Source organism: Paraflavitalea speifideaquila (genome assembly GCF_032395985.1).
Taxonomy (GTDB): Bacteria; Bacteroidota; Bacteroidia; order Chitinophagales; family Chitinophagaceae; genus Paraflavitalea; species Paraflavitalea speifideaquila.
Genome location: NZ_CP135920.1, coordinates 7,795,928 through 7,812,147, shown reverse-complemented (window position 1 = coordinate 7,812,147; position 16,220 = coordinate 7,795,928). Strand labels below are relative to the sequence as shown.

Here is a 16,220-nt window from a genome sequence, read left to right as displayed (position 1 = left end):
TTGAACGCTTGCCTGGCCGTCACCTGTATTTCCTGGATGATCATTTATTGGGTAATCAGAAATTTGCCGGCGCCTTGTTTGCCGGTATGCGGGGTATGAACCGGGTATTTCAAGGGGCTTCTACTATTGATGCGATCCTGCGGGGGACCTGATCGAGCAAGCAGCCAAAGCAGGTCTGCGCAGTGTATTTGTAGGTTTTGAAACGCTGAGTGAAGCGAACCTTGCGCAAAGTAACAAAAGCAGAACCTGGGCAAGGATTACGAAAAAGCTATCCGCCGCCTGCATAGTCTGGGTATTATGATCAATGGCAGTTTTGTATTTGGGCTGGATGATGATAAAAGGATGTGTTTAAACATACTGTCGATTGGGCGGTAACTAATGGGCTTACCACGGCCACCTTTCATGTGCTGACACCTTATCCCGGCACGCGGCTATTTAAGGATATGGAAGCAGCCGGCCGGATACTGCATTACAATTGGGACCTCTATGATACCAGGCAGGTAGTGTACAAAACAACCGGCTTATCGGCCAATGAGTTGAAAGCGGGCTATGATTGGGCCTACCGCTCTTTTTATTCCTGGAGCAATATCACTAAGGCCAGTTGGCAACATGACAATTTGCACCATATGATCAAACATTTTGCTTATGCGGGTGGCTGGAAAAATTTGAACCGCTATGGAATTTTATGATCAAAACAAAGGACTGAACCAAATGCTTCCTTTACTGGAAAGCATTTTGTCAAAGGTGAATAAAAAGAAGCAGGACCCCTGGCGCCCTTTCCTGCTATTGCCTGATAGGAACAGGCAGCTGTTCGTGAAGTAATTCGTACAACAAGTATTCAACCTACTGCCGACTGGTCAATTTTCCAGCGGACAGGCCAACTTATGTCTAAAAAAATCAACTGTTATGCAAAAAGAATCTCTGAGGGTCTATTGGTTATTGCCGGAGGCATCTTATTCAGCCTCGTATTCTGGCAGGAAAAACTGGGCATCAACACCTTGTTGTTTGATGCATTTATACTGGCAGCCATTTTCTACTTATACGCCAATGCCAGGCAAAACGCTGTGGTGAGGTGGCTGCTTATCGGCCATCTCATCTGCCTGGCCATGATCATATGGCACAATACGCTGCTTAGTAAGCTGGCATTTACAACGACGCTACTGCTGATCGTTGGCTTTGCGGAGTATGTACACCGGTCGGCATGGTTTGCCGGGGGCTCGGTAGTGCTTAACATCGTTTTCTGCATTGCTACTTTTGGCGAACAATTAAAACGTAGCAAAACGCCTAAAAGAAAGCGCAGGTGGCTTGCAAAGATCATCCGTTTTGCTATTTTCCCTTTGCTGCTGGTAGGGCTGTTTTTCCTTATCTATCTGGGGGCCAACAGTGTTTTCCAGGAACTGGCCTTCCGCTTTGAAGTCTATGTCAATCGATTCCTGGATGCGGTGTTTGGTGTATTCTCTCCCCAACGTTTATTATTCCTCCTGTTTGGGGTGTATGTTACTGGTTGCCTGCTGATGCGCAGCAGCCTGAACTATTTCTCTCAAAAAGAAAGTACGCGGCAAGATGACCTGCAGCGTACCCGTATATCGTGGAAACAACGGAAATACAAATTCTCGTTCCAACTCATTGATACGGTGATGGGCCGTTTTGCCAGGGGCATGATGGCATTGAAGAATGAAAATACTACGGGTATCATCAGCCTGCTTTTATTGAATGTATTGCTACTGGTGATCAATTGCATCGACGTTAGTTATCTCTGGTTCGATTTTGATTATATGGGGGATGTATTTCTCTATAAAATGGTGCATGATGGAACGGAATTGTTAATTGTGTCTATCGTACTGGCTATGCTGGTATTGCTGTTCTTCTTCAAGGGCAACCTCAACTTCTACCGTCGTAATAAATGGCTCAAATTGGGTGCTTATGGCTGGATCATACAAAACTGTATACTGGTGATCTCGGTATTGCTGCGCGACTATTACTATATTGTCAGGTATGGCCTTGCCTACAAACGCATTGGTGTATTGTTCTTTCTGCTGATGGTGCTGATTGGTCTACTTACTGTATTTATTAAAATATGGCAACGCAGAACCTCTTATTTCCTATTTCGGGTCAACGCCTGGGCTGCTATTGTGCTACTGGTATTGGCTTCTACGATCCATTGGGATGAATTCATTGCCAGCTATAACCTGCAACGGAAAGACGGTGTACCGCTGGATGCTGAGTTCCTGCTCTCGCTGTCGGATAAAACCCTGCCTTTACTCGAAGCCAACATCGATGCCTTTAAAAAAGGCAGGCTGACATACAAAAGGATAGGTCTGATTCCTGGCCGGGCGGCAGGAGGGGTACTGTGATACCTGTTTTGTAGCACAACTGCAAGCCCGCAAAACCCGGTTCATGCAGGAACAAGCGCAGCTAAGCTGGCTTTCCTGGAATTATGCGGATGCTTCTACTGCCAGCTATTTCAGGAGAACGGCTATTCATCACCCATAAATACGCATTCCTATGTCACCTGCTGCGACCAGTTTTAAAGTATGGGCCATCACGGTTTTTCTGAATGCTTTCTTTTTTTTGGGGTAGTTGAATTGTTGACGGGGATATCTTGATGGCGATGGGAGGATTGGTGGTACTTTTTATAGGTTATATTATTGGCTTGCCCTTTTGGGGGTGTTATGGGTATTGACCGGGCTGATTATGAAGCTGCCTTATTCGGCAGCAGGCAGGATATGCTGGTTGGTTTGCATTATGGGCGGGCTGGTGGCTTTATTTTATGCAAGTGCGGTCTATATAGTAACTGGTCAATTCACTCTCAATGAACCGTCTATGGCGCTGCTTACTGGAACAACAATTGCTGCATTGATCCTGACGCTCTATTTCAACCGAAGGGCATTTGATCAGGAACAAGACAGTATTTCGATTTCAAAACCTACATAATTGGGTATTATGAAACCAGCACGATTTTCCCTACGCGCCAGGGCGAGAAGCTTCCAATATGCCTGGCAAGGCATCATCACCTTCCTGCAACGTGAACACAATGCCTGGCTGCATTTGATAGCCACGATAGGAGTGATGGTATTGGCATGGATAACAGGCATTACCAAAACTGAATTGCTGGCCCTGGTTTTGGTCATTGGTTTTGTGTGGGTAGCTGAAATGTTCAATACCTGTATTGAACGTATGATGGATTTTATAAGTAGGGGCAAACACCCGGACATTAAATTTATTAAAGACCTCGCCGCGGGCGCTGTATTGGTAGCGGCGCTTACAGCCCTGATAACGGGTGCAATCATTTTCATTCCTAAATTTTTATGACGATGAGAAATATAGTAAGACCCTTTTGGGAGTACAGGTGCATCTTCCTGCGCAGTGAAGTAGATCGTATTATGACCTTATCTATGTTGTTTAGCATCGGGATGGTAATGGCCCGGATGGTGTATTCAGGCGAACGTGATTACCTGTTCCTGGTTTGGAACCTCTTCCTGGCCTATATACCTTATTTTATTTCGAGCTGGTTGACGCGCAAGCCTTCCTGGGCAGCTTATGCCCGGAAGTTTGTTCTGGTGCTTGGGGTATGGATTCCCTTTATTCCCAATAGTTTTTATATCCTGACGGATCTGTTTCATTTGGGATTTCATGCAGGCGCTCCTTTATGGTTCGACCTGGCGCTTATCATTTCTTTTGCCTGGAATGGGTTATTACTGGGCATCCTGTCTGTGCGGCAAATGGAAAAGTTTGTGGAATTGTACCTGCCTGGCAAAACGACCTGGCTCTTCTTGTATCCGGTGATGGTACTCAATGCCCTGGGTGTATACATTGGCCGCTACCTGCGTTTCAACAGCTGGGATGTGATCACCAATCCATTTGCGCTGGTAAGTGATATTGGCCGTATGATATGGCATCCACTGGAGTACCGTGAGGTGTGGGCGATGGTTACCTGTTTTTCTGTACTGATGATATTGGTTTATACAACGCTTAAGAAGATCAGTAAAATGATCTGGTAAGTGGGTGCTTCCAAGGCCTGTGCTACCTTTCAAAGTTCATTCACCCGGGTGGTGATCGCAAACATGCCCGTTATACCCTTCTATCATAACGGTTGGTTTAAGTTGGACACGGCGTCGTATTCTTACGACGCCTCTTTTAATCGCTGATTTATGGATTGGGTTGATTTCGCAGATGCTAAAAGGCAAGAGGCTGACCAACTGGCCAGCCTCTTGCTTTATATAATCTGTGAAATCAATTTGTAATCTGCGATCCTAATCTACGAAACAGGCTTCAAAATAGTGAAACCTGGGATTGCTATTAGAAGTCTACACCCATGGCAAAATGCAATACGGGTTTGCCTTTAAAGAAGCCATTCATTTCCCAGCCTGTATCGAAGCGGAGGAAATAACCCAGTAACATACTGCGTACACCAAAACCATAACCACCAGCAAATGGACCAATACCACCGGCTTTGATCCGTACGGTAACGGTAGGATCGTTGGGGTCATCGGGATAGGTTTGTTGCGGACGCTTGAAGTTTTTCAAGCCATCTATCAGGTCGCCATTCCAGGCATTGCCCAGGTCGAAGAACTGCACCACCTGGAAATTACGCAGGAAGGCATTGTTGATGGGGCGATTGATCAATGTACTGAATATGGGGAATCGGAATTCACTGTTGATGATCACATTGTTGTTACCATTGGTGAGGTTTTGTTTAAAACCACGCATGTTAACTGCCAGAGACTGATAAGCATAGTCGTTGCTGGGGTCGGGTCGGGGCTCGCTATTGTATTTGGGGAACATCCAGCCATCTGCACCACCCAGGTAATAGATCACTTTCTCATTGCCCCAGGAGAAGTCACCGGCTACGCGGCCAGCCCAAATGAAATTGCGGTAGATGGGTTTGTAAATACGGCCATCAAAACCGATGTTAAACATCATACGGCCAGGTTTTACAAGTCCTTCTTTAGGCTCATTCACCTGGGCATTGATATCCATATAGATCTTGTAGCGTGAGCCATTGAGGATATTCATGGCCTTCTGGATGGCATTGTCATGTATCCATTCTATGCGCGATACAAAATAAGTTTGCTTATTGAGGTCGGGGGCTTTAAGTGTGACGGTATCAAACTGCGTTCCGCGCACCGTAACACGGTCCATGCGGATACCTGCAGAGAAGCGCAGGCTGCGTACCTTATCCAATGGCAGTTTGAGGATACCCTGGTACAGGTTGCTGTAGGATTTGCCCTCATACACGTTGATCACGTTGCCGGATTGGTATTGTACTCCACCGATCTCGGTTTTACGGTAATACACGAGTGAATAGTCGATCTTCTTTTGAGGTAATCTATCCGGGCAAACCATTCGCCACCGCCATCGAACAAAGATTGGTTAACAGGGGTGAAAATAGTAGTACCGCCGGAGCCTATGCTGGCTCCTCCGCCACCACCACCAATCAGGGGCAGGCGGATAGCGCCGGTAAAACGAATGTCCTCAAACAGATCGAATACGGAGGCCTTCAGCATACCATTGAAAGCGCCGCCACTTTGCAACTGGATGGGCAATGAACCGGTATAGGGTTGGTAACGGGTGATCAATACATCGTTATTGAAGCCCCCAGAGAAATTATCCATGGAGAATTTCAACCGGTAAGGGAACAATTTGGCCTTTTTTGAGCACCGATTCTTTTACCTCTACGGTAGTAGGTTCGGCAAAAGGATCTATGATAGCCGCTGCGGGCTTTTTGGTTGTATCCGGTTTTCCGGTTCAAAGCCTGTTTCAAAAGCATCATTTTTGCGCTTCGTGGTTGTATCACCCGGGATGATGGTCTGCATATCGCGCCCGCCGGAGAGCTTGGCGCTGGCAATTGTTTTGCGGCGATAATCCGTTGGTTTGGGATTCACATTGCGGCGTTGCAAGGCATTTTGGTCCACCTTCAACCGGTATACCAGTTTCAGGTCGCCTTCCTGCCTTACTTCACTCACCTGGCCATTATCACCAGCTGCCTTGGTTTCTACCAGGCCGCTTTGATAATTGGTAATGGGGAATACAAAAGACGAGTCATTGGTAACGGAATAAGCAAATACGGAATCGGGAGCTGCTTTACCCCAGGTTTTAAGGGTAGAATCCAGTTCCTGGTCGCTGGGATTGCGCAACACCTCATCACCTACAATATACACGCTGTCCAACCCGGCCCGCTTCGTAGTAAAGAAACCGGCAAAACGGTTGTTGATGCCGGTCTCATCGCTGATAAAAGTAAAGTGGGATGTATTGTATTGAACAGGATAGCGGGCGTTACCATACTTCATGTGGCTGAGCTGGGTAATTTGCCTAAACTCGCTTTTGTTATAAGTATCTGTCAGGAAGATATTGTACTTATTGGTCGCTACGCCTGTATCGCGACCCAGTGCGGTGGCATTGGGGCGATTGGAGGAGAAGATGATACCGGTTTTATTGGGGAAAGCCACAAAAGAAGCGTCCAGGTCGGCATAAGAATCATTGGTTACCTGCTCATAGGTATCTTCCTGGATCTTATAGATGAAGATATCGGGCTGTCCTTTGCGTACAGCGCTCATTAGGATGGTATTGGAATTGAGCATGAAGCTGGCGCTCGTGATCTGCTCAAAGTGGGTGATCTCCTGTTTTACGGGTTTGTAATGTTTCACCATGTCATATACAAACAACTGGACCTTGCCCTTTTCCCAATAGATGCAAGCCAGGCGGGTACCCTTGCCATCCCAGAATAATAGGGGATAACTGGGATTTACTTCGTTCTCATAAGAGCGCACGCCATTTCTCAGCAGCACCCTTCTGTCTACAAAGTTTTCATATAATACCACCTGGTTTTGCCCTTTTACATATTCCACCACCGCATAGGTTTGGCTACGTGGGGCCGGATTGGGGTAAACCGGATATAATCACGATTACGGGTCACATCTTCTGTAAGGATCACATTGCCCTTGGGGGCATTGCGGCGGCCGGTAATGTCTTTGTAATATTTTTCGGACATCTGCTCCATGAAATCACGCAGCACATCCTTGAATTTCTTCTTACAGATCCGCTGGGAAGCGCTGTTGAGGTTGCGGTATACGCGGGCGAGGTAAAGGAAATAGGTAACGTTCTCCTTTTTGTATTTCTCCGCTATATAATACCAAAAGCATGACCAGCCAATAGGGGCTTTTCAAAGGCAAACTGGTAAAAATTCTTGTATTCGGCTGACAGGAGGGCTGATTTCAGTTGATCATCCAGTGTAGTATTCCAGTCTTCGGCCACATAATCCACATACCCATCTACGAGCCATTTTGGAAGGTCGAGCAGGGCCTGGTTGGCTGCAATTTCACCCAGGTCGTCGCCAAACAGGATATTGTCTACCAATATCCGGGCAATACCCTGGCGTACCTGCCTGCGCAGGTCGGCATGATCACCGTTAAAATAAACGATCATTTTATTGTTCACCAGTTTGGTGATGCCGCCTGTGGTTTGCCAATCCAGGTTGAGCCCAATATTGGATTGCTCCAGCTCATTAAAGTTGTTGTAAATAACGATATTGGCCCTGCGTTGCAGGCCATATTCTACAAATTGCTCAATAGCGGGTAATTCTTCCTCGGCAATCTGCAATACGTAGTTGGCGATGGTTTTGCCATTTTCGTAGAAGTAGGTGTTGAAATTGGTCGATTGATAGTATTCCCATTTGAATTTCCGATACTGAACCCGGTTTTTACCAAACTCTACTGTATTCACCTGGGCACTCACATCCATGTGCAAAAGCAGTACGGAAACTAGAAAACCAAAAAGTACTTTTGTGGATGGCTTAATCTGTTGAAATTGCATAGCCTGTCATTAATGTTTTAAAGTTAAAACAAACCCTGTTACCGGGTGAAAAAAAATCAATTGACCTAAATACGATACCCTATATGCTGACAGTAAATCACTTTGTTTTTAGTCCTCTCCAGGAAAATACCTACGTTATTTCTAATGAACAGGACGAATGTTGCATTATTGACCCTGGCTGTTACTTCGGCAATGAGCGTACTGAATTAAAAGAATTCATCCAGGATACTGGCCTCACGCCTAAATATTTGTTAAATACGCATTGTCACCTTGACCATGTATTCGGCAACAAGTTTGTTCATGATACCTGGGGTTAACCCCACACCTGCACGAAAAAGAAAAAGTGATACTGGATCATGGTCCTGCGTTCGGTCTCAACTGGGGTCTTCCTTTTGAAAATTATAAAGGTGACCTGATCTATTTACGTGAAGGCGATACTGTTCGGTTGGGTGAAGATAGGTTCATTATCCTGTTTACCCCTGGGCATTCTCCTGGTCATATCAGTTTTTATTGTCCGGATCAGGATTTTGTGGTCAGTGGTGATGTACTGTTCAAACGGAGTATTGGCCGTACTGACCTGCCCATGGGGGATTTTGATACCCTTGCCCGCAGCATTCGTACGCAGTTGTATACTCTGCCTGATGAAACGATGGTGTACAATGGGCATGGTGAGCCTACGACTATTGGCGAAGAGAAAAAGGAAAATCCATTTGTGAAGGGGTGAAGTGGGGAAGGGTATTGGATAGATAGGTGACTGGTGTGAAATTTGCCAAATTGGCATATTTTCAGTATCTTACTTGTATATGGTAAATTATAATAAATGGATACAGGCAGGGCATTTTCTTCCGACTGCTTTGGTTTGCCAAAAGGGCCATCAACAAGGCCATTTACCCCAAAATGACCATTTCACTTTACTTTAGGTTTACTTCAAGTTTACTTCAGGTTTACTTCCGGCTTACGTCAAACTAAGCTAGTCTCCGGCTAATCTAAGGTAGATCTACAGCCGATCTGCGGGGATGCTACTTCCTAATATACTGTGTAGGGTTGTGACAAAAAGTCATATTTTGATGGGTGTTTAGCCTAGATTCAGGGATTGGATATCTATGTCGTATAGCTGTCGCCCTCTGCCTGGTCAAGGGTTTTGGGAGAAGAATAAACGCCATGATGGGAGGGCTTCGACAGACTCCTTTGGATTAGTTTTCAGGTCTGTAGCCGGAGGCTACGAAACAGGCTCACTCGCCAGAGGCGAGCGAGTGTGGGGTAGCTTCATCCTGCCATTCGGCGGGAAGGCTGAGCGAGTGCGAGGTTATATCTGGGTAGCTATTTTGCCTGGATTATGGGGCTGGAGATATGACGGTCAATTAAAATATTTACCAATAAAGGGCAATTTCTGCATCTCCCTTTTCTCGACTTTCACGATCAGCCACGCAAATAGACTGAAAAATAATAGAGAAGTACCGTAGTAGATCAGGTAAGAAGTAGAGGTCCAGTCTTTTGTTTTGGCTGGCAGGGCAAACCGGACGATCAAATATTCATGAATAATATATAAAAGTGTCACTATCACCAGGTAGGTGATGAGTTTTTCCTGGCGTAAGGGATGGGATAATATTTTTGGCCCTGGATATAGCTTACTACCATCATGAAGGCATAGCAGATGAAGGTAGACCAGGCTGCGCCGGAATAACGGCCCTTGGGGATGAGCAGAATATTGAGTACAATGGTGATAACGGCTCCGCCAATGGTGACCCATGCGCCCATCATATTGCGGTTGGTGAGCTTGTACCAGATGGACAGGTTGTAATAAATACCCAGGAAAATACTGGCCATGGAAACAATGGGAACAATGTGAATAGCCAGCTCATATTCCGGGTGGCTGTGGGCTATAAGCCCCTTCCAGAACTTCAGGTTCAGGGATATGATCAGGAACATGAAACAGCAGGCGATCACAAACAGCTTCATTACGCGGGCATACATTTTCTGTGCGCCTTCATTTTTAGACTGGTTGAAGAAAAAGGGCTCTGCCGCCATGCGGAAGATCTGGATAAATATGGTGATCAGCACTGCCAGCTTATAGTTCGCCCCAAATACGCCCAGTTCAAACTCCGATTGGCCGGGATAGGTTTCCGTCAATACCTTCCGGTAGATCACCCGGCTAAGCATTTCATTGATCATGCCTCCAAAACCAACTATAATGAGGGGATAGGAGTAATACATGACATCCTTCCACAGTTTCTTATCGAACTCAAATTTGAAGGAAGTGAACTCCTTGTACAATAGCAATAAGGTAACGCCGCTGGCAATAACGTTGGCAATGATGAAATAACCAATGCCTATGCGGGGATTGTACAATAAAGCGAGGAAGGAGTTTTCGCCTGCTTCATGCGCCGGTTTGGCTACATAGAAAAAGAACAGGACGATAAGGATATTCAGCACCACGGAAAACACATTGATAAAGGCGTATTTGCGGGGCCGGTCCTCCAGTCGCAGCTTGGCCAGTGGAATGGTATACAGGGTGTCGAAAAACACGATCCAGATCATCCAGGTCACAAATTCGGGGTACTTCTCCATTTCAATGAACCGTGTCAGCGGCCCCTTGAATACAAAGAGGACAAGTGTAAACAGGATGGTGGTGACCCAGATGGAAATGTTAAGGGTATTAAATAATTTTTGCCGGTCGGTGGTTTGCGCGAAACGAAAGAAGCTTGTTTCGAGTCCATATGTAAAGAGGACGGTCAAAAAGGGAATTACGGCATAGATCTGTGTATAGGGATAGCTGCCGTTGGGGTCAAACAATTGAAAACCCAGCAGGCTGACGCCAAAGTTGAGGAACCTGCTGACAATACGGGGAATGCCATACCAGACTGTTTGACCTGCTAATTTCTTAATGCTCAACTAAAGGTGGATTTAGATTTTGTGTTCCAAAATTAAGGGTTAGCGCCACAAACTCATCGTTAAACCTGTTATTGGCGGTCCTTTTATTGCCGGAACAGTAATTTTTAAAGGCTCTAAACGACGTATGAATAGTATAACGCCCGGTTTCGGCGTTTATGCTTTTACGAACATTACATTAAATGACTGTCCGGATGTAGGAAAGTATGGACAATTTATTGAAAATCAATAAACTGTGTATAATCTCCTGATTTTCATCTGGTTTTAGGTATATATTAAGTTTGAAACTCTACAATCTTCCATCTTTTAATTTTCTAAGAAGGGTCGAGTACTCATCTTTTAGTTTTGGAGGAAGGAACTTGACTACATGGTCAAGTTTTATTTGGGATGATTGATGGGGTGATGTAGGAAGGTCGACCCAAATAAAATTCCCATCCCACTTCTTCTGTATTTCTGGAGAACATTTTTGGACTAACTCATTGAACTTTTCTTCAAATTTTGTCTTCTGTTCAATTGAAGAACTCATAAAATAGGTTTAAGTAAAAATTTTCTTTCGATTGAGATACTCTTGATAAGAGAGTATCTTTTTCTTATGGTGGATGATTTCGTTATCGGTTTTGATGTTGTCGTGTCTTTTCTTCTTCCGTAATTTACTGATTTTGTCCTGATGTTGTTTGATTTTTTGTTTCATCGTCCTGTCTAAAGTTTAAATCCTTTTCTTTCGTAAAGTCTGCATAGTCTAAAACGTTAGTCAGTTTTGAAGTCTCTTGGCTTAGTTGGATTAAATCCTCAGTGATGAAGGTTTGATAAGTGAGTATCCTTTTCATAAGTATATATATAAACTCTGAAAAATCACTTTTCAACTTTTTTTAATGTATTTACTATAAGAAATAAAAACTATGAGTGATGAATTAAAGATAGAACTACTAAAAATAACAATGAATGTTATCTACTATGGGCATAAACTAAAGGATGGAAAAAGACCTGTATATAAACTGGAAGACATAAAGATAATATACGACCAACTAAAGGATATTGTTCGTTAATCTAACAAAAGTAAACTTTCGAGATATTCTTCTTTTTGTGGTACTCCAGTTTTATCAATCCAATGACATTCATAATAGATTTGAGGTATTCCATTATAAGTTTTGGGAATAATTTGTTGAATTACCATTGGAGGACTAAGAGATATTAACCTTACAATATTTCCGATTTGAAATTTCGGGTTCATTTGTTTCTATTTTAGGTTAACCAATAGGTCCGTTAATTCAATCTCTAATTCTTTACAAATCTTCTTTAGGGTGAGTATGGTTGGGTTTGTTCCTCCTTTCTCTATTCTGTTCATTGATGGTTTTTCCATATCACATTTCTCACCTAATTCTACTTGGGATATACCCTTCTCTTTACGAATCTGACTGATTCGTTCTCCTAACTGTTTCAAAAACAATCTATCGTCCTTTGTAATCCCCATCTGAATGGGAAAATCCACCATTTGTGGATAATAATGGTTAACATATATGTTAACTACTTCGTAAACTTGTATATCTTTTAATCACAAAATCAATCATCTATGAATTGGAGAAAAGAGCACACAAATTTCGGAGTACTTAAAATTGATGGCCGTAATGTCAAGGTGTACAAGAACACCTTCAGTTACGATACTATCAACGTTTATGAAGATATACAAGATGCCAGATGGTCTGGGGATGTAATTGTGGTAACTCTTAAAAATGACAAGGTTAGACGATATGACAGTACTACTAATTACAAAACAGTTTAATCCACTTCAAATCACAAAAATGAAACCGATTTTAATAAACTTATTGGTTGTTGTTTTACTAATATCCTGCCAGAAAGATAAAGATAACACGATTGAATCAGTGAGTTTTGAATACTATCCAGACAATTCATCTACCTACACACCTAACTTTAATTACAACTTCTTAAAAACTGACAGTAAAGGGAATATATCTACAACAGGGAATAATGTTCCTGGTGGTCGTCAAATGATTAACAATTTTGACCCGAAAACTATGTGGGATTTTGGTGATGGAACTAATTCTGTAGTTCAGAATCCATATCATATATGGAATAAACCAGGAACCTATACCGTCAAATTAACGGTGAGAAAATCTGTTAATTTCGTGACTACTTCCAATAGTGATAATGTTCTTTGGGATTTCGGTGATGGGTCCACCTCTACAGAAAAGAATCCTATTCATATATTTTCACCGGGTATCTATACAGTTAAGTTAACTGTTAATGATAAATCAGTTACTAAAACCATAACAATAAATGAGGTTGGTAGTAAGTCATTAACGGTAACACTGAATGAAAATGAAATAGTGGATAGTAGACCTGATTTCCTACCACTCACTTCTTCCCATGTGAATTTCATTGGAAACTTATCTACAGGTATTACCACAAGTGGATTTGGCCAAGGGTCCTATCTATGGAATTTCGGTGATGGTTCAACTTCAACCATGTCTAATCCAGGTCATACATATAATATACCCGGAACCTATACAGTCAAACTAACGGTTACTGGGTGGGGTGGATTCAATAAAAGTGAGAAATCAATACAGATTCTTATACGGTAAGGAGTTGATAAACAAAAATCCCGAACTATATCATTCGGGATTTTTTACCTAATTCAATGAAAACCTTATTTGGTAAGGGCTTGAGCGTAGTACAATACTGGGTTTCCTTCATCACTTATGTCTTCATTCTCATCAAATCTCGTATGTACCATTGAGATACCACCAGCTAAAGCCCATCCATCGTTTAGTAAAGACCGAACTGTGGATTGTAAATGTTCAATACTGAAGTCATAAATAACTTTGTAATCTCGCATAATCATTCTTTCTACAAAGGTAATACTTCGTAATTCCATTTATTATGGTATGATTTTGTTAAATTTGAAAAGGTTGGGTGGTTTGTTTCACCGATATAGTTTAATGGATAGAACTCTTGTGTAACGGACGAGGAGGTGTGTGTTCGAGCCACACTATCGGGAGATAGATGCCCAACCTTTTGGTTTATAGTTTTCAACCATATAAAAGTTTATCAGTTTAAAGTGTTTCCATCCAAAGTTGCTAAAATCATTCCATCAAAACTGTCCCTGTATTCAAAATTTCTCCTGTTCAACTTGTAACAAAATTCGTTTAAGTATAACTGCAAATACTTCCGACCAATCGAATGATGAACACCTAATAATTGTCTTTTACAATTACTGATTACAGTATGTACCCATGGCAATTTTTTAGAAGCTTCCTTTGGAATAACTACCATCTGTGTATGTTTCTTTACTACATCTTTCAAGTTGTTATAACCTCTCCAACCATCAGTTAATACGTGACAATTTTTATCTACTGACTTCTTGACTTCAGAGTTAATACTATCACTGGTTGAATTGTCAATGATTTCCATCTTTACATAACCAATAATTCTATCCTTAGTATATTTTGTCTTGTTATGGTTTAACACTTTTTCACTCTCTACAGTAACTAAAACAGTCTGTTGTCTTTCACTTCCTCTACCACGACTTAAACTCTGTTCCCTATCAATCAGATTTCCTAATTCATCACGTTGTGGGAGGTCTACAACTTCAAAGAAACCTTCATCCATTTCAACAGTACCTTTTAAAGTATAACGGTTGTCACGTTTACCCATCATTATTCTAATCTTTCTCATCATATCCCATACTGGTTCATATCTCTTGAGTCCTAATTGACGTTGCATTTCTAAACAGGAAAATGGTTTTTTACTGGTAGTCATTAAATGAATACACATGAACCAGGTTAGTAGGGGAATTTTACTTTTGAACATCATTGTTCCAGACTTTAAGTTGGTTCTGGAGTCACACTTTGAACACTGGAATTTCTGAATGTCATTTAACCACCAATGTTTAGTAACACATTGACATTCCTTACAAATAATACCTTGTTTTTCGCGTTTCTCTTTTAAATATATAATACAAGATTGTTCGTTTGGGAATCTTTTATTAAACTCTAAAATGTTCATAATCAGCCTGTTTTAATAACAAAGCTAATCTACGGAACATAGTCTAATAAACCATAATATGTTAGCAACTTTCCTACATCCGGAGAGTCATTTTACATTATATCAAATAAACATCTATGAAGAGAGTTTTACCCCTGCTGATCCTGATGGTATCAGCCTTTATCAGTACTCGGACGAAGGCTCAGGTAACTGCCTCGGAGTCGAAAGTAGAACATACGAAAGGCGATAAAATAGCGGCCGTTATAGAATTGCCCTATCCGGTAGAAGAAGTAGAAGCGGCCATTGAAGAGCATTTCTCAAAAAAAGGCGGCAAAAGTGATAAGATCAAGGGGTACCAGGTATTCCGGAACATGAAATTAAGTGATGACGAAGTAGAGTTGAATGACCTGCATTTCAGGGTGGAGCGCAAAAGCCGTAAAGAAAAGGACATTACGCTCGTATATCTTTTGGTAGGCAGGCCCAGTGAAAATGTGGGCGCCCGTTCGGGCGTTGACCGCCACAAGATCAATGAAGCCAAGGCATTTCTGAATCAGTTGACGCCTTCTGTTGAATCACGGCACCTCGATGTGCAGATCAAAGAACAGGAAACTGTTATGCAAAAAGCTACTAAAAAGAACCTGTCTTTGATGGAGGAGCAAAAAGAGCTGGAAGAAAAGATCAAAGCCTTGCAATTAAAGCTCGATCAAAATAAGATCGATCAGCAAAAGCAATCGGAAGAACTTACGCGCCAGCAAGGCGTATTGATGCGATGAAGGGACGGAAAAAGGCTTAGTTTTTAGCTGGTTTTATTAAACTCTTTAGGGCAATAATCAATAGTTATTCATTTGTAATTATTGATTATTGTCTTCCTACCGGTTATTCGATACTTACTCCTGTTTCCTCTTAAATTCTGTACATTCCAGCCTGAGGTCATTGATGAATAAGGATACATTCAGGAGGTTACAAAAATGTTCCTGCATCCGGTTGCCGCTGTAATACTGACAATTATAGCACATGCGCTGGGTAGCAATAATACCTGCTTTATTGAAATGATAGATCAGGTCAAATAAAGTAGCGGAGAAATGTTCCTTTTGTTCGGGCGATAGCTGGCTCACTGTTTGATCAACCGGACCGGTAAGCTGCTGGGTGATGCCGGCCAGCTCTTGTCCTTTGGCTGTAAGGGAGAGAATAAAACTGCGTGAATCTCTGGCATCTGCGGTGCGTTCTACCAGGCGTTTTTGTTCCAGGGCTTTTATGGAATCGGAAATGGTAGCCTTGGTAACATTGAACTCACGAGCCATGAAGGCGGCTTTGCGCTGTTGCGGATCGGGATGGAAGTTAATGAACAGTAATAATTGCAGCTGGGTAGCGCTTAGTCCGTGGCTTTGTGCGGCTGTTTGCAACAATACGCGGAATACTTCGGACATCCTGACCAGGGAGGCCGTGATCTTACTGTTAATGTTAACGAGCTGTTGCCCGGGATTGAATGATGACATAAAATGATAAGGTGTATCCGG

Annotated in this window: 21 protein-coding genes; 11 read left to right on the top strand and 10 right to left on the bottom strand. The window is 42.7% G+C overall.

All coding sequences use genetic code 11. The annotated features are described in order from the left end of the window. Window positions 1-8: 8 nt before the first annotated feature. The 7 genes from RS881_RS53530 (at window position 9) to RS881_RS53500 (ending at window position 4,001) form a co-directional block, all read left to right on the top strand. Entirely contained in the window at window positions 9-152 is a 144-nt protein-coding gene (locus tag RS881_RS53530) for a hypothetical protein (protein ID WP_315818286.1), read from the top strand. A 192-nt stretch (window positions 153-344) separates the two neighbouring features. Then, window positions 345-689, top strand: coding sequence for a hypothetical protein (locus RS881_RS53525; RefSeq protein ID WP_315818285.1), 345 nt, complete (start codon window positions 345-347; stop codon window positions 687-689). Continuing rightward, window positions 676-822 (top strand): hypothetical protein, encoded by a 147-nt coding sequence (locus RS881_RS53520; RefSeq protein WP_315818284.1) that lies wholly within the window; start codon window positions 676-678, stop codon window positions 820-822. Before RS881_RS53525 ends, RS881_RS53520 begins: the two co-directional genes overlap by 14 nt. Window positions 823-932: 110 nt before the next feature. After that, window positions 933-2,354 carry a DUF4153 domain-containing protein gene (locus tag RS881_RS53515; protein ID WP_315818283.1) on the top strand — a complete coding sequence of 474 codons (1,422 nt, stop codon included), beginning with the start codon at window positions 933-935 and terminating at the stop codon, window positions 2,352-2,354. 340 nt (window positions 2,355-2,694) lie between these two features. After that, window positions 2,695-2,934 carry a hypothetical protein gene (locus tag RS881_RS53510; RefSeq protein ID WP_315818282.1) on the top strand — a complete coding sequence of 80 codons (240 nt, stop codon included), beginning with the start codon at window positions 2,695-2,697 and terminating at the stop codon, window positions 2,932-2,934. 9 nt (window positions 2,935-2,943) lie between these two features. Beyond that, entirely contained in the window at window positions 2,944-3,312 is a 369-nt protein-coding gene (locus RS881_RS53505; RefSeq protein ID WP_315818281.1) for a diacylglycerol kinase family protein, read from the top strand. Between the two features lie 2 nt (window positions 3,313-3,314). After that, the gene (locus RS881_RS53500; protein ID WP_315818280.1) at window positions 3,315-4,001 is read left to right on the top strand and encodes a DUF1361 domain-containing protein; all 687 of its coding nucleotides are present in this window, start codon (window positions 3,315-3,317) and stop codon (window positions 3,999-4,001) included. Between the two features lie 298 nt (window positions 4,002-4,299). Here RS881_RS53500 and RS881_RS53495 read toward each other — a convergent pair whose 3' ends face one another. From RS881_RS53495 to RS881_RS53475, 5 genes are all read right to left on the bottom strand, one after another. Beyond that, the gene (locus RS881_RS53495) at window positions 4,300-5,298 is read right to left on the bottom strand and encodes a BamA/TamA family outer membrane protein (protein WP_315818279.1); all 999 of its coding nucleotides are present in this window, start codon (window positions 5,296-5,298) and stop codon (window positions 4,300-4,302) included. Continuing rightward, window positions 5,244-5,642, bottom strand: a complete 399-nt coding sequence (locus RS881_RS53490) for a hypothetical protein (RefSeq protein WP_315818278.1) — start codon at window positions 5,640-5,642, stop codon at window positions 5,244-5,246. Before RS881_RS53490 ends, RS881_RS53495 begins: the two co-directional genes overlap by 55 nt. A gap of 60 nt (window positions 5,643-5,702) precedes the next feature. Then, complete coding sequence (locus tag RS881_RS53485) at window positions 5,703-6,851, bottom strand: hypothetical protein (RefSeq protein ID WP_315818277.1); 1,149 nt, start codon at window positions 6,849-6,851, stop codon at window positions 5,703-5,705. Then, the gene (locus tag RS881_RS53480; protein WP_315818276.1) at window positions 6,836-7,015 is read right to left on the bottom strand and encodes a hypothetical protein; all 180 of its coding nucleotides are present in this window, start codon (window positions 7,013-7,015) and stop codon (window positions 6,836-6,838) included. The genes RS881_RS53485 and RS881_RS53480 overlap by 16 nt, the downstream gene beginning before the upstream one ends. A 107-nt stretch (window positions 7,016-7,122) precedes the next feature. Then, window positions 7,123-7,812 (bottom strand): hypothetical protein, encoded by a 690-nt coding sequence (locus tag RS881_RS53475; protein WP_315818275.1) that lies wholly within the window; start codon window positions 7,810-7,812, stop codon window positions 7,123-7,125. 83 nt (window positions 7,813-7,895) lie between these two features. Between RS881_RS53475 and RS881_RS53470 the strand changes: the two genes are divergently transcribed. Both RS881_RS53470 and RS881_RS53465 read left to right on the top strand, forming a co-directional pair. After that, window positions 7,896-8,129: an MBL fold metallo-hydrolase gene (locus RS881_RS53470; protein ID WP_315818274.1), complete on the top strand. Its 234-nt coding sequence runs from the start codon at window positions 7,896-7,898 to the stop codon at window positions 8,127-8,129. 26 nt (window positions 8,130-8,155) lie between these two features. Next, complete coding sequence (locus tag RS881_RS53465) at window positions 8,156-8,536, top strand: MBL fold metallo-hydrolase (RefSeq protein WP_315818273.1); 381 nt, start codon at window positions 8,156-8,158, stop codon at window positions 8,534-8,536. Between the two features lie 633 nt (window positions 8,537-9,169). On the opposite strand, the gene RS881_RS53460 is transcribed toward RS881_RS53465, so the two are convergent. The 3 genes from RS881_RS53460 to relB form a co-directional block, all read right to left on the bottom strand. Beyond that, a complete protein-coding gene (locus RS881_RS53460) occupies window positions 9,170-9,376 on the bottom strand; it encodes a hypothetical protein (RefSeq protein WP_315818272.1) in 207 nt (68 codons plus the stop codon). Then, window positions 9,373-10,704: a lipopolysaccharide biosynthesis protein gene (locus RS881_RS53455; protein WP_315818271.1), complete on the bottom strand. Its 1,332-nt coding sequence runs from the start codon at window positions 10,702-10,704 to the stop codon at window positions 9,373-9,375. The genes RS881_RS53460 and RS881_RS53455 overlap by 4 nt, the downstream gene beginning before the upstream one ends. 1,234 nt (window positions 10,705-11,938) lie before the next feature. Then, on the bottom strand, window positions 11,939-12,142 hold the full coding sequence (gene relB, locus RS881_RS53450; protein WP_315818270.1) for a type II toxin-antitoxin system RelB family anti-toxin: 204 nt from the start codon (window positions 12,140-12,142) through the stop codon (window positions 11,939-11,941). Between the two features lie 307 nt (window positions 12,143-12,449). Between relB and RS881_RS53445 the strand changes: the two genes are divergently transcribed. After that, window positions 12,450-13,301: a PKD domain-containing protein gene (locus RS881_RS53445; RefSeq protein ID WP_315818269.1), complete on the top strand. Its 852-nt coding sequence runs from the start codon at window positions 12,450-12,452 to the stop codon at window positions 13,299-13,301. 466 nt (window positions 13,302-13,767) lie between these two features. Here RS881_RS53445 and RS881_RS53440 read toward each other — a convergent pair whose 3' ends face one another. Next, the gene (locus RS881_RS53440) at window positions 13,768-14,724 is read right to left on the bottom strand and encodes an IS1595 family transposase (protein WP_315818268.1); all 957 of its coding nucleotides are present in this window, start codon (window positions 14,722-14,724) and stop codon (window positions 13,768-13,770) included. 116 nt (window positions 14,725-14,840) lie between these two features. Here RS881_RS53440 and RS881_RS53435 point away from each other — a divergent pair, with 116 nt between their 5' ends. After that, the gene (locus tag RS881_RS53435) at window positions 14,841-15,476 is read left to right on the top strand and encodes a hypothetical protein (RefSeq protein WP_315818267.1); all 636 of its coding nucleotides are present in this window, start codon (window positions 14,841-14,843) and stop codon (window positions 15,474-15,476) included. 114 nt (window positions 15,477-15,590) lie between these two features. Here RS881_RS53435 and RS881_RS53430 read toward each other — a convergent pair whose 3' ends face one another. Continuing rightward, complete coding sequence (locus RS881_RS53430) at window positions 15,591-16,199, bottom strand: MarR family winged helix-turn-helix transcriptional regulator (protein ID WP_315818266.1); 609 nt, start codon at window positions 16,197-16,199, stop codon at window positions 15,591-15,593. Window positions 16,200-16,220: the final 21 nt, after the last annotated feature.

Excerpts from the sequence above, each read along its gene's own strand:
- RS881_RS53520 (WP_315818284.1), top strand. The coding sequence starts at position 676 with ATGGAATTTTATGATCAAAACAAAGGACTGAACCAAATGCTTCCTTTA.
- RS881_RS53510 (WP_315818282.1), top strand. The coding sequence starts at position 2,695 with ATGAAGCTGCCTTATTCGGCAGCAGGCAGGATATGCTGGTTGGTTTGC.
- RS881_RS53505 (WP_315818281.1), top strand. The coding sequence starts at position 2,944 with ATGAAACCAGCACGATTTTCCCTACGCGCCAGGGCGAGAAGCTTCCAA.
- RS881_RS53500 (WP_315818280.1), top strand. The coding sequence starts at position 3,315 with ATGAGAAATATAGTAAGACCCTTTTGGGAGTACAGGTGCATCTTCCTG.
- RS881_RS53475 (WP_315818275.1), bottom strand. The coding sequence starts at position 7,812 with ATGCAATTTCAACAGATTAAGCCATCCACAAAAGTACTTTTTGGTTTT.
- RS881_RS53470 (WP_315818274.1), top strand. The coding sequence starts at position 7,896 with ATGCTGACAGTAAATCACTTTGTTTTTAGTCCTCTCCAGGAAAATACC.
- RS881_RS53445 (WP_315818269.1), top strand. The coding sequence starts at position 12,450 with ATGACAGTACTACTAATTACAAAACAGTTTAATCCACTTCAAATCACA.
- RS881_RS53440 (WP_315818268.1), bottom strand. The coding sequence starts at position 14,724 with ATGAACATTTTAGAGTTTAATAAAAGATTCCCAAACGAACAATCTTGT.
- RS881_RS53435 (WP_315818267.1), top strand. The coding sequence starts at position 14,841 with ATGAAGAGAGTTTTACCCCTGCTGATCCTGATGGTATCAGCCTTTATC.
- RS881_RS53430 (WP_315818266.1), bottom strand. The coding sequence starts at position 16,199 with ATGTCATCATTCAATCCCGGGCAACAGCTCGTTAACATTAACAGTAAG.